General features: G+C 70.7%; 10 protein-coding genes. 2 read left to right on the top strand and 8 right to left on the bottom strand.

The genetic code is table 11. The annotated features are described in order from the left end of the window. The first annotated feature begins 21 nt into the window (after positions 1 to 21). Complete coding sequence (locus J7I98_RS10180; RefSeq protein ID WP_214920296.1) at positions 22 to 1,431, top strand: AarF/ABC1/UbiB kinase family protein; 1,410 nt, start codon at positions 22 to 24, stop codon at positions 1,429 to 1,431. Between the two features lie 9 nt (positions 1,432 to 1,440). Here J7I98_RS10180 and J7I98_RS10175 read toward each other — a convergent pair whose 3' ends face one another. The 5 genes from J7I98_RS10175 to J7I98_RS10155 form a co-directional block, all read right to left on the bottom strand. Then, a complete protein-coding gene (locus J7I98_RS10175) occupies positions 1,441 to 1,590 on the bottom strand; it encodes a hypothetical protein (RefSeq protein ID WP_214920295.1) in 150 nt (49 codons plus the stop codon). A gap of 194 nt (positions 1,591 to 1,784) precedes the next feature. Then, entirely contained in the window at positions 1,785 to 2,108 is a 324-nt protein-coding gene (locus tag J7I98_RS10170) for a hypothetical protein (protein ID WP_214920294.1), read from the bottom strand. Next, positions 2,105 to 2,473, bottom strand: a complete 369-nt coding sequence (locus tag J7I98_RS10165) for a WhiB family transcriptional regulator (protein ID WP_214920293.1) — start codon at positions 2,471 to 2,473, stop codon at positions 2,105 to 2,107. Before J7I98_RS10165 ends, J7I98_RS10170 begins: the two co-directional genes overlap by 4 nt. 155 nt (positions 2,474 to 2,628) lie before the next feature. Beyond that, positions 2,629 to 2,922, bottom strand: a complete 294-nt coding sequence (locus J7I98_RS10160; RefSeq protein ID WP_214920380.1) for a hypothetical protein — start codon at positions 2,920 to 2,922, stop codon at positions 2,629 to 2,631. Between the two features lie 182 nt (positions 2,923 to 3,104). Next, positions 3,105 to 5,372, bottom strand: a complete 2,268-nt coding sequence (locus tag J7I98_RS10155; protein ID WP_214920379.1) for an ATP-dependent DNA helicase UvrD2 — start codon at positions 5,370 to 5,372, stop codon at positions 3,105 to 3,107. A 75-nt stretch (positions 5,373 to 5,447) separates the two neighbouring features. On the opposite strand from J7I98_RS10155, the gene J7I98_RS10150 reads away from it, so the two are divergent. After that, on the top strand, positions 5,448 to 5,705 hold the full coding sequence (locus J7I98_RS10150; protein WP_214920292.1) for a mycoredoxin: 258 nt from the start codon (positions 5,448 to 5,450) through the stop codon (positions 5,703 to 5,705). A gap of 86 nt (positions 5,706 to 5,791) precedes the next feature. On the opposite strand, the gene nudC is transcribed toward J7I98_RS10150, so the two are convergent. Genes nudC through J7I98_RS40910 form a run of 3 tightly spaced genes read right to left on the bottom strand, consistent with a single transcriptional unit; the run spans position 5,792 to position 12,302 of the window. Continuing rightward, positions 5,792 to 6,745: an NAD(+) diphosphatase gene (gene nudC, locus J7I98_RS10145; protein ID WP_308377722.1), complete on the bottom strand. Its 954-nt coding sequence runs from the start codon at positions 6,743 to 6,745 to the stop codon at positions 5,792 to 5,794. A gap of 54 nt (positions 6,746 to 6,799) precedes the next feature. Beyond that, entirely contained in the window at positions 6,800 to 8,209 is a 1,410-nt protein-coding gene (locus J7I98_RS10140; protein WP_214920291.1) for a dipeptidase, read from the bottom strand. 10 nt (positions 8,210 to 8,219) lie between these two features. Then, positions 8,220 to 12,302: a UvrD-helicase domain-containing protein gene (locus J7I98_RS40910; protein WP_308377721.1), complete on the bottom strand. Its 4,083-nt coding sequence runs from the start codon at positions 12,300 to 12,302 to the stop codon at positions 8,220 to 8,222. Positions 12,303 to 12,335: the final 33 nt, after the last annotated feature.

Below are 12,335 nucleotides of genomic sequence, written 5' to 3'. Positions count from 1 at the left end.
GTCTGGGATTTGGAGGGGCGCATGTCTGATCTTCCCCGGAAGGCGGTCACCCGTACCGCCAAGCTGGCAGCACTGCCACTGGGCTTCGCCGGCCGAGCCACCTGGGGCCTGGGCAAGCGGATCGGCGGCAAGTCGGCCGAGATAGTGGCGCGCGAGCTTCAACAGCGCACAGCGGAGCAACTGTTCAAGGTGCTGGGCGAGCTCAAGGGTGGCGCCATGAAGTTCGGGCAGGCCCTGTCCGTCTTCGAGTCCGCGTTGCCCGAGGAGGTCGCGGGCCCGTACAGGGCGGCGCTGACCAAGCTCCAGGAAGCCGCGCCACCGATGCCGACGCGCACGGTGCACGCGGTCCTTGAAGAGCGACTCGGGGAGGATTGGCGGGATTTGTTCCTGGAGTTCGAGGACAAGCCGTCGGCCGCCGCCTCGATCGGCCAGGTGCACCGGGCGGTGTGGCACGACGGGCGCGAGGTGGCCGTCAAGGTGCAGTACCCGGGGGCCGGGGAAGCGCTGCTCTCGGATTTGACCCAACTGAGCCGTTTCGCACGGTTGCTGGGCCCGCTGATCCCGGGGATGGACATCAAGCCGCTCATTTCAGAGCTGCGGGACCGGGTGTCCGAGGAGCTGGACTACGAGCTGGAGGCGCAGGCGCAGCGGGAGCACGCGGCGGAGTTCGCGGACGATCCGGACGTGGTGGTGCCGGATGTCGTGCACCAGAGCGATCAGGTGCTGGTGACCGAGTGGATCGACGGGATTCCACTGGCCGAGGTGATCTCGGACGGCACACCGGAGCAGCGGGACAGGGCCGGACAGCTGCTGGCCCGCTTCCTCTTCTCGGGCCCGGCCCGCACGGGGCTGCTGCACGCGGATCCGCATCCGGGCAACTTCCGGCTGCTGCCCGTGGGCGACGAGGAGCCTGAGGAAGGTGCGGCCGCGGGATGGCGGCTCGGGGTGCTGGACTTCGGCACCGTGGACCGGCTGCCCGGCGGTCTGCCGGGCACGATCGGCGAGTCGCTGCGGATGACGCTCGACGGCGACGCGGAGGCGGTGTACGAGCTGCTTCGTGAGGAGGGGTTCGTCAAGGAGTCCATCGAGCTGGACCCGGATGCGGTGCTGGACTATCTGCTGCCCATCATCGAGCCGGCGCAGGCGGACGAGTTCACGTTCACCCGCGGCTGGATGCGACAGCAGGCGGCGCGGATCGCCGATATGCGTTCCCCCGCCCACCAGTTGGGCAAGCAGCTCAACCTGCCGCCCTCGTACCTGCTGATACACCGCGTGACGTTGAGCACTATCGGGGTGCTCTGCCAGCTCGGCGCGACGGTGCGGCTGCGGGACGAACTGGAGGAGTGGCTGCCCGGCTTCCTCGCCGACGTGCCTGCCGAAGACGAGGACGCAGTGGCCGATGCGGTGGACGGCGCGGTGGCCGGGGCCTAGGGCGGGCGCTCACCACCAGGGCGAATCGAGGCGGCCCTCGATCGCCCTGAGGTTGGCGCGTGCGCAGTCGTCGCAGAAGTAGTGGCGGCGGCCGTTCTCCACGGAGCAGGTCCAGGTCAGCGGTGCGCCCTCGGAGACCTTGCCGCAGCGGGAGCACACGACGGCCTCGGCACCCTGCCGCGCAGGGTGAGAAGTCTGCTCAGGGGGCCGGGGGTCTCCCCCGGGAGGACTCGGCACATCTATGACGATATCCCCCGACGGGGCGCGTTGCAGCGTACAACGCACCGCGGGGGCCGGTCCCTTCGGACCGGCCCCCGCGAAGGGCTTCTGTCTGTCAAGCAGCCAGTGCCTGGCTACTGCATGACCGCCATGGCCAGAGCGCGACGGGCACGCAGCGACACACGCTCGGCACGGCGCTGCATCCGCCGGGCGGCGATCAGGCGCACGGCCTGGTGTTCCGCCTCGGCTTCACGCCTGCGTTCTTGCATATGGGCACGAGCCAGGGCTTCTGGAATGAGTTGCATCTCGCGGGTCCTGTTCTGACGCGAGTCGTTCGCGCCGGTGGTGGTGACGTCGGGGGTAGCGGAGCCGATGGGCTCACGGGCGGAAGGGTTCATCGGGGCCTGCTTCTTGGGATCGTGCGTATGGGGTCGATCGATGGTTCCGATGGCGTTCATGCCGCGACCGGGTTCTTGCGCGGGCGGCCACGCGGACGCTTGCGGGCGACGACGACACCCTGGACGAAGAGCTCGCCACCCCAGACACCCCAAGGCTCGCGGCGCTCCTTCGCACCGGCGAGGCAGGCCTCGACCAGCGGGCAGGTGCGGCAGAGCGACTTGGCGTACTCGACATCGGCCGGCGACTCGGCGAAGAAGACCTCCGGGTCATAGGAACGGCAGGGGACGGGCACGCCGAGGTTCTCGATGGCGTCGTCGAGCGCGGTGAGCGCAGTGAGGGGAGTCAAGGCGGGGTCCTCCGTGAGACCGGGCGGGGTGATCGTTTGGGAAGGCGGTACGGACGGGGCGTGCGTTTCGAGTTGCACGGTGGCTGTTTCCTCGTCTGATCGTTCCGGCCGGTTGGCCGGTTGGCGGTTGCTGTCCCGAGGCCCTTCGCTCTGTCCATCCCGTTCGGGACAAACAGAAGGGCCGCGGATCCCTGGTGGGGTTCCGCGGCCCTGAAGGCGCCTGCCTGAGCGAATCAGGCTGGATCACTCCAGGGTTCAGGCCCACGGAAGGCCCACATCGTGTGGTGCTGCGTCGTCTGCTTCATGAATCCGGCACCGGCTGCCGCAAAGGCATAGGCCCTCGCCTGTGCCGCTGCTACTGCTGCTTCCGGTGCCTCGGTCGGTCGCTCATTGCGCAGCGACACGGGGAGGCTCGCGAGAGACGCCAGGCTGACGGCGGAAATGCCGGACAGACCGGTGCCACGGAGAGAGGAGCCGAGCGGGCAGGTGGCGACGACCGAGCGATCGGTCATTTTGGTGAAGTTCATGAAGCTGGTCACTGGGCTCGCCTCCTCTCGGCGTCTCGGGGACCTGATGGCCGGGGCCGGTCCCTACGTATTCGGATAAGTACAGCACGGAGACAGCGCTTCAGAGAAGTCGCTGTTCCCGTGGTTAAGAACCTATGGGGATCCCTGGGGCATGCGCAAACTATTTTTTCGACGAGTTTGAATCAGTCCTCCTCGTCGGCTCCTCCAGGCTCCTGACCTGTGCAGAGAGCCAGCACATCGGCTCCAAAACGCTCCAGCTTGCGGGCGCCGACGCCTGAGATGACGGCCAGTTCTCCCGCCTCGCCCGGCGCCGCCTCGGCGATCGCCATCAGCGTCTTGTCGGTGAAGACGCAGTACGCGGGCTGGCCCAGGTCCTTCGCCTGGACAGCGCGCCAGTCGCGCAGTCGCTCGTACAGCGCCTCGTCCATGTCGGACGGGCAGTCCTCGCAGCGCATCAGCTTCACCTCGCCGGCCTCGGTGAGGGTCTTGCCGCACACCCGGCACAGAGCCGAGCGCCGCCGGCCCCGCTTTGTCGCGCCGGTGCCGCTGCCGCGCTCGATGCCTCCACCGCCGCCGACAGCGGACCGGCTGCCGGGGATGGAGGAGCCGGGGCGCAGCCCGTTCAGGAAGCGGCTCGGGCGGCGGGATGCGCGGCCGCCGGGCGAACGGGACAGCGCCCAGGAGAGGCCCAGGTGCAACCTGGCCCGGGTGACCCCGACGTACAGCAGGCGCCGTTCCTCCTCGACCTGCTCATCGGTCTTGGCGTAGGTGATCGGCATCATGCCCTCGGTGAGGCCGACCAGGAACACGGCGTCCCACTCCAGGCCCTTGGCCGAGTGCAGCGAGGCGAGCGTTACGCCCTGGACGGCGGGCGCGTGCTGGGCAGCCATGCGCTCGTCGAGCTCCGCGACGAGGTCGGAGAGCGTGGCGGTCGGCCTGGCCTTCGCGAAGTCCTCCGCGAGGCGGACCAGTGCCGCGAGCGACTCCCACTGGTCACGGACGGCGCCGGAGCCCGCCGGGGGCTGCGTGGTCCAGCCGTTGCCGCTGAGGACGGCGCGGGTCTGGGAGGGCAGGTCCACGACGTCGTCGAGCAGCGGGTCGTTGTCCCCGAAGCGGGCGGCGCTGCGCAGGCCGGCGATCGCCTTGCGCACCTCCTGGCGCTCGAAGAACCGCTCGGCGCCGCGCAGTTGGTAGGGCACTCCCGCATCGGCCAGGGCCTGCTCGTAGACCTCCGACTGGGCGTTGATGCGGTACAGCACGGCGATCTCGCCTGCCGGGACGCCTGCCGCAATGAGGTCGCGGATGCGGCGGGCTGTGCCCTCGGCCTCGGCGGGCTCGTCGGCGTACTCCGTGTAGACGGGCTCGGGGCCGGCCTCGCGCTGGGAGATCAGTTCGAGCCGGTGCTCGGCGGCGCGGCCGCGTGCCTGGTTCAGCAGGCCGTTGGCGAGGTGGACGACCTGCGGGGTCGAGCGGTAGTCGCGGACCAGCTTCACCACGGTGGCGTTGGGGTGCTTGGTGCGGAAGTTCAGCAGGTGGTCGGGGGTGGCGCCGGTGAAGGAGTAGATCGTCTGGCTGGCGTCGCCGACGACGCACAGGCTCTGCCGGTCGCCGAGCCACAGTTCGAGCAGCCGCTGCTGGAGCGGGCTGACGTCCTGGTACTCGTCCACCACGAAGTGCTGGTACTGGCTGCGCACGTGGTCGGCGATGTCGTGGCGGTCCTGGAGGATGCCGACCGTAAGCAGCAGCACATCTTCGAAGTCGATCATCGCTCGATCGCGCTTGAGCTGCTCGTACATGGCGTAGATCTGGGAGATCTCCGCCGCGTCCCTGGGAGCTTCGCGGCTCGATTTGGCAACTGCGGCCGGGTAGTCGCCGGGGACGGTCTGCGTGACCTTCGCCCACTCGATCTCGCCCGTCACGTCACGCAGCTCATTGCGGTCGAGCCGGACGCGGCAGCGCGCGGCGGCCTCGGCTACGAGCTGGATCTTGCGCTCGACGAGCCGCGGCAGCTCGCCACCGACTGCTTTCGGCCAGAAGTACTGGAGCTGGCGGAGCGCGGCGGAGTGGAAGGTCCGCGCCTGGACGCCGCCCGCGCCGAGCTGACGGAGCCGGCCGCGCATCTCGCCTGCGGCGCGGTTCGTGAAGGTGACAGCCAGCACACTGGCCGGCTGCAGTATCCCGGCACGCACGCCGTACGCGATGCGATGAGTGATCGCGCGCGTCTTGCCGGTGCCAGCTCCTGCGAGCACACACACCGGACCGTGCAGGGCCGTCGCGACTGCGCGCTGCTCGGGGTCGAGCCCTTCGAGCACCGCGTCCGCCGAGTCGGGGACCTGCGGGAAAAGAGAGGAGTGCGTTGCTGCTGTCACACAGCCATGCTGCCAGGTCGCCCGAGGTGGTTGGGTCGGTTGTCCACAGGGGGCGGGCGCCGGTCGTACTAATGCGGGAATGGTGAGCGCGTCACGTACGTTCGAGTCCCTGGGAAATATACGAATCCCCCAGCGAATCAAAGGAGCGCCAACGACATGCCGGGAACTGTGACGATGTACAGCACCACGTGGTGCGGCTACTGCCGTCGGCTCAAGAGCCAGATGGACCGCGAGGGCATCACGTACAACGAGATCAACATCGAGCAGGACCCGGAGTCGGCGGCCTTCGTCGAGAAGGCGAACGGCGGAAACCAGACAGTTCCGACCGTCCTCGTGATCCCGCACCAGGGCGGCCCGGAGTCGGTCATGACCAACCCGAGCCTGGCCCAGGTCAAGCAGGCGCTGGGCGCCTGAGACCACTCCCGTACATGCGGAAGGCCCCCGAGCGCGGCTCGGGGGCCTTCCGCATGTGATTCCACATGTACGGGGGCGCGGTCTGCCTACAGGTTGAGCGGCTTCGGCAGGGGCTTGCCGTACCAGAGCTCCACCAGGCGGGCCGCGATCGAGATCCCTGACGGCGGCAGGATCTCGCCGGTCTCGATCGCGTTCCGCAGGTCGTCCCTGGAGAACCAGCGCGCCTCTTCGATCTCCTCGCCGTCCACGTTGATCTCCGAGGACGTGGCGCGGGCCATGAAGCCCAGCATCAGGCTGGACGGGAACGGCCACGGCTGGCTGGCGACGTACTCGACATGACCGACGGTGACGCCCGCCTCCTCGAAGACCTCGCGCGCCACCGACTGCTCGATCGACTCGCCGGGCTCGACGAAGCCTGCGAGCGTGGAGAACCGGCCTTCCGGCCAGTGCACCTGGCGGCCGAGGAGCGCGCGGTCGTCCTCGTCCGTGACGAGCATGATCACGGCGGGGTCGGTGCGGGGGTAGTGCTCGGCGCCGCACGCCTGGCAGCGGCGGATGTGGCCCGCCGCCGCGATGACTGTTCGCTCGCCGCAGCGCGAGCAGAAGCGGTGCAGTCGCTGCCAGTTCTCCAGGGCCACGGCGTGGAGCATCAGGCTCGCGTCACGGGGTGAGAGCAGCAGTCCGGCTTCGCGCAGGCCCGCCGGGCGCGCGGACTGGTCCATGCGGCCGGGCAGGGCGTCCTTCTGGAGCGCGAAGTAGCTGACGCCGTCCTCGTCCGTACCGAGGAAGTAGCGGTGCGTCTCGGTGACCGGGGCCTCGAAGGCCTGGGTCATGACGAGTTCGGTGCGGCCGTCCGGGGTGTCGTCGACCAGGGCCTGTCCGCCGGAGACCACGAAGACGCGGGTCGTCGGGTGGCTCCACGCCGCAGCCAGCCATGCCTCGTCGAGACGGTGGTGCGCCGCGCGGTCGATGCCGCTCGGAGCGGTGAGACCGATCGGGCTCTCCGCTGTCAGGCCCGTCTGGTCGGTCGAGGTACTCACAGGTGCTTCCAACTCCCCCGGATGGACTGGATTGGTTCGGGTCGTTCAGGACGCTCAGGCGGTTTCGGAGGGTTGCCAGTTCGCCGCGAGGTCGCCCCACAGGTATGCGGCCGTTTCCACGCCCTTCATGAGCAGGTCGAGCTCGACCTTCTCGTTGGGCGCGTGCCAGCCGTCGGACGGTACGGAGATACCCAGGAAAAGAACGGGTGCACCGAGTACGTCCTGAAGATCGGCCGCGGGTCCCGAGCCGCCCTCTCGTGTGAACAGGATCTCCTGTCCGAAAGCACGGCCCATTGCCCGTACAACGGACTGCAGGGCGGGGTGGTCCAGCGGTGTCAGGCACGGGCGGGTGGCGGCGCCGAAGCTGATCTCGTGGCTGATTCCGGCCGGTACCCGGGCCGCGACCCAGTCTCGTACGGACTGCTCGATACGGGCCGGATCCTGGCCCGCGACCAGGCGGAACGACAGCTTCAGGTGGGCGGACGACGGGATGATCGTCTTGCCGCCGGGGCCCTGGTAGCCGCCGCCGATGCCGTTGACCTCGGCGGTCGGGCGGGCCCAGACGCGCTCCAGGGTGGTGTGGCCCGCCTCGCCGAGAGTGGCGCGGGACTTGGCCGTACGGAGCCATTGCGCCTCGTCGAAGGGGAGGGCGGCGAACAGCTCGCGCTCACGGTCGGTGAGGGGCGTGATCCCGTCGTAGAAACCGGGGACTGTGACGTGCTCGTCCGCGTCGTGCAGGGCAGCGACGAGACGGGCTGCGACGGTGGCCGGATTCGGTACGGCGCCGCCGAAGGAGCCGGAGTGGATGTCCTGGTCCGGCCCGTACAGGTCGATCTCGCAGTCCGCGACGCCGCGCATGCCGGTGCAGACGGTGGGGGTGTCCTCGGACCACATGCCGGTGTCCGAGACGATCACCGCGTCGGCCGTCAGCCGTGCGGCGTGCTGTTCGACCAGGGCACGGAAGTGCGGGGAGCCGGACTCCTCCTCGCCCTCGATGAGGAGCTTGAGGTTCACGGCGGGGGCGGTGCGGCCGGTGGCGGCGAGGTGGGCCCGTACCCCGAGCGTGTGGAAGAAGACCTGGCCCTTGTCGTCGGCCGCGCCGCGTGCGTACAGGCGCCCCTCGACGATCTCCGGCTCGAAGGGGTCGGTGTGCCAGCCGTCCTGGCGGGCTGCGGGCTGCACGTCGTGGTGCCCGTAGACGAGGACTGTGGGGGCGGCCGGGTCGCCGCTCGGCCACTCGGCGAAGACCGCGGGGGCGCCGTCCGTGGGCCAGATTTCGGTGACCGGGAAGCCGGTCTCCTTGAGCTTCACGCACAGCCAGTCGGCACTGCGCCACACGTCCTCGGCGTGGTCCGGCTGCGCCGACACGGAAGGGATGCGCAGCCAGTCGGAGAGGTCGCCGAGGAAGGCTTCGCGGTGCTCCTCGATGTACGTGCGGACTGCGCTGTCCGGGGTGTCGCTCATGCTCCCGAGCCTATCCGGCCGCCGGACCCGGCTCGTCCAGCAGGATCCGTTCGAGCTCGGCACGGCCCGGGAGGCGGGCGGGGCGGGCGATTTCACCACTCCGGACGTAGAGGAAGGCGGCGCCCACGGCATCGACGGGGAGGTTGTGCTGCTCGGCCCACGCGAGGCGGTAGACCGCCAGCTGGAGGGGGTCTGCCGCGTGTGTGCGGCTGGTCTTCCAGTCGACGATCTCGTACGTGCCGGTGTCCTCGTCCCGGTACACGGCGTCTATGCGGCCCCTGATCACGCGGCCGGCGAGGGTGAGGTGGAAGGGCGCCTCGATGCGGTGCGGGGTGCGGCGGGCGTACGGCGTGCGTTCGAACGCCTCCTTGAGCTCGGCCAGGTCACGCTCGTCCGCGATGTCGGCCTCGCTGTCGTCGCCTCGGGGCAGCTCGTCCGGGCCGAGCATAGGGAGGGGCAGTTCCTCGAAGCGGGACTCCACCCAGGCGTGGAAGCGGGTGCCGCGGCGGGCTGCGGGCTGCGGGGGGCGCGGCATGGGGCGGGCCAGTTCCTGGGCGAAGCCGTCGGGGTCGGCGGCGAGGCGCAGCAGCTGGGAGGCGGTGAGGGACGGCGGCAGGGGGACGTCGCGGGTGGTGGCGCGGGCGCGGCGGAGCTCGCCGGCGAGTGCGTCGAGGTCGCGGTCCCAGGAAGCGATGGCACGGGCTTCCTCGGGGGTGAGGCGGCTGCGCCCCTGGCCTGCCCCGGGCCCTCCGGCCGATGCGGGGTCGGAGGGGTGGGGGCGTGCGGGGACGGTGTCGTGGCCGGAGACACCGTGCTGCGATGCGGGGCCGGGGCGCTCCGCTGTGCGCGGGTGGGGCAGGGCGACAGCGGGGGGCCGGGGGGCGGGATACGGGGTGGGTCGGCTGCCCGGGTCCGAGTGCGGGCGTGAGTGCGACGGGTGGCAGTCGCCGTCCCCGGGTGCCGTCGGGCGCTCGGCGCGGAGTGCGCCCGAGGGGTTTTCGGAGACGACGGGGTCCGGGTCGGTGCCGTCCCCGGCGGACGCATGGGCGGCGTCAGCGCCGTGGTCGGGTGCGGTCGCGGGGCGCTCGGTAAGGAGGCCGTCCCAGGACACGGGCTCGGCGTCGTCCGTGCCGGACGAGAACCCGACCCGCTGTCCCTCATGGGCGTCATCTGTGGCCCGCTGGACGGGCTGCGCGGCAGGGCGCTCCGTAAGAAGGCCGTCCCAGGACACGGACTCCGCGTCGTCCATGCCGGACGGGAACCCTGCCCACTGCCCCTCGTCGGCGTCGCCCGTCGCCCGCTGGTCAGGCTCCACCGCAGGGGGCTCCGTAGGAAGGCCGTCCCAGGACACGGACTCGGGATCGCCCGTGCCGGACGGGAACCCGGCCCACTGCCCCCCGTCGGCATCGTCCCTGGCCCCCCGGTCAGACCCCGCCGCAGGGGGCTCCGTAAGGAGGCCGTCCCAGGACGACGGGTCGGCGAACGGGGCGGCCTGTGTGCCGTCCGCCTCGTCTCCTGCGGCGCGCTCGTCCCAGACTGACGCGTCTCCTTCGTCCCACTCCTGGTGGGGTTTTTCCTCGTGCGGGTCGTCGGCGGAAGGCGTCGTGAGGGCGTTCAAGTGGGCCAGCACCATGTCCGCCGCCCGGCGGCGGCGGGACATCGACGTGGCGTCCAGCGGGAGGGGCCAGGCCTGGTCCGCTGATGCGTCTCGCAGGGACGGGTTTTCCTCGTCCTCCGTCGGCTCGTCCGCCCAGACCTCGATCTCGCCGAATCCGGTCGCGCAGTGGTCGTACAGGGCCTGGAGGAACGCCGAAGGGCCGCGCGGTTTCTTCTGGGTCGGGCCCCACCAGTGGCCCGAGCCGAGGAGCAGGGAGCGCGGGCGCGTGAACGTGACGTAGCCGAGGCGGAGTTCCTCGGTGTGCTGGTGGGCCTTCATGGCGTCCTTGAACGCCTTGATGCCCTTCGCGTCCCAGTCCCGGACGTCCGGGAGCGTCTTCGCGTCCCCGCGCAGTGCGTGCGGCAGCACCTTGGCCTGGGAGGCCCAGGAGTCGCGGGACTGTTCGCTCGGGAAGTGGCCCGTGACCAGGCCCGGGGCGACGACGACGTCCCATTCCAGGCCCTTGGACTTGTGGGCGGTGAGGACCTTGACCGTGTTCTCGCCGCCGGGCAGTGCGTTGTCCAGGCCCTTTTCGTACTGGGCTGCCGTACGAAGGAAGCCCAGGAAGGCCAGGAGCGTCGCTTCGCCGTCCAGCGCCGCGAAGCTGGCCGCTATGTCCAGGAAGTTGCTCAGCGTCTCGCGGCGGCGGGCGGCCAGGGCGTGCGGTGAGGCGGAGAGTTCCACTTCGAGGCCCGTGGTGGCGAGAACCCGGTGCAGTACGTCCATGAGCGGGTCGGCGAGCGAGCGGCGCAGGTCGCGCAGTTCGGCGGCGAGGCGGGCGAAGCGGACCCTCGCGTCGGCGGAGAAGGGCAGGCCGTCGTCCGTACCGCCGGAGTCCAGGAAGGTGTCGAGCGCGTCGGCTAGGGAGATCACCTCGGACGGGTCCACGCCCTCCACTGCCTCGGCCAGTCGGCTGTCGGGGTCCGCGTCGTCGCCCTGTGCGCGGTGGACCAGCAGCCTGGCCCTGCGCCCGAGCAGCGCCAGATCGCGCGGCCCTATGCGCCAGCGGGGCCCGGTGAGGAGACGTACGAGCGACGCATTGGCACCCGGGTCCTGGAGGACTTCGCAGACCGCGACCAGGTCCGCGACCTCCGGGAGATGCAGGAGCCCGGACAGGCCGACCACCTCGACCGGTATGTCCCGGGCGACCAGTGCGCCCTGGATCTCGGCGAAGTCGCCCGCCGTACGGCACAGAACCGCGATTTCGCCGGGCTCCTTGCCCGTACGGACAAGGTGGGCGATCGAGTCGGCCAGCCAGTCGATCTCCTCCGCATGCGTACGGAGAAGGGCGCAGCGGACGATGCCGTCGCGCTCGGCGCCGGGCGCGGGGCGCAGGGCTTCCACGCCCTCGTGCATGGCGCGCAGCGGGACGGCCAGGCCGTTGGCGAGGTCCAGGAGGCGCCCGCCGCTGCGGCGGTTCTCGCTGAGGGAGTGGCGGGTGGCGGGGCGGCCGTCCACGTACGGGAAGTGGGCGGGGAAGTCGTCGAGGTTGGCGACGGAGGCGCCGCGCCAGCCGTAGATCGCCTGGCAGGGGTCGCCGACGGCCGTCACCGCGTGCCCTGTGCCGCCGCCGAACAGCCCGGAGAGCAGGAGGCGCTGCGCCACCGACGTGTCCTGGTACTCGTCGAGGAGAACGACTCGGAATTCGTCGCGCAGGATCCGGCCGGTCTCCTGGCTGGTGAGCGCGAGCTCGGCGGAGAGCGCGATCTGGTCGCCGAAGTCGAGGAGGTCGCGGCTGCGCTTGGCCTCGCGGTAGCGGGTGGTCAGCTCCAGCAGTTCGAGGCGGGCGGCGGCGGCCTCGGGGACCTTGCGCAGGTCGGCGTTGGTGAGCTTGACGGATGCGAGGGTGCTCAGGAGTTCCGTGTCGTACGCCGCGAGGCTCTCGGGGCGTACGAGGTGCTCGGCCAGCTCGCCGTCCAGCGCCAGCAGGTCGCTGACCAGCGCCGGGAAGGACTTGGTCAGCGCGGGGTACGGGCCGGGCGCCTCGCGCAGTACGCGGGCGGCGAGCTGATAGCGGGTCGCGTCGGCGAGGAGGCGGGCGGTCGGTTCCAGGCCGATGCGCAGGCCGTGTTCGGTGAGGAGCTGGCCGGCGAAGGCGTGGTACGTCGAGATCCGGGGCTCGCCGGGCGGATTGTCGGGGTCGATCACGTCGGGGTCGGTCACTCCGGCGCGGACCAGGGCCTTGCGGACGCGCTCGGCGAGCTCGCCGGCCGCCTTGTTGGTGAAGGTCAGGCCCAGCACCTGCTCCGGGGCGACCTGTCCCGTTCCAACCAGCCACACCACGCGCGCTGCCATGACCGTCGTCTTGCCCGAACCGGCTCCGGCCACGATGACCTGCGGGGCAGGCGGTGCGGTGATGCACGCCATCTGCTCCGGGGTGAACGGGATGCCGAGGAGCTCTTTGAGCTGCTCGGGGTCGGTGATTCGGTCGGACACCCCAGAGAGGCTATCCGCCCCCTCCGACACTCC

The sequence above is a fragment of the Streptomyces sp. ISL-98 genome (assembly GCF_018614055.1).
GTDB classification, from domain to species: domain Bacteria; phylum Actinomycetota; class Actinomycetes; order Streptomycetales; family Streptomycetaceae; genus Streptomyces; species Streptomyces spiramyceticus.
The sequence above is the reverse complement of the archived record's forward strand: the minus strand, read 5'-3'. Positions and strand labels throughout refer to the sequence as shown.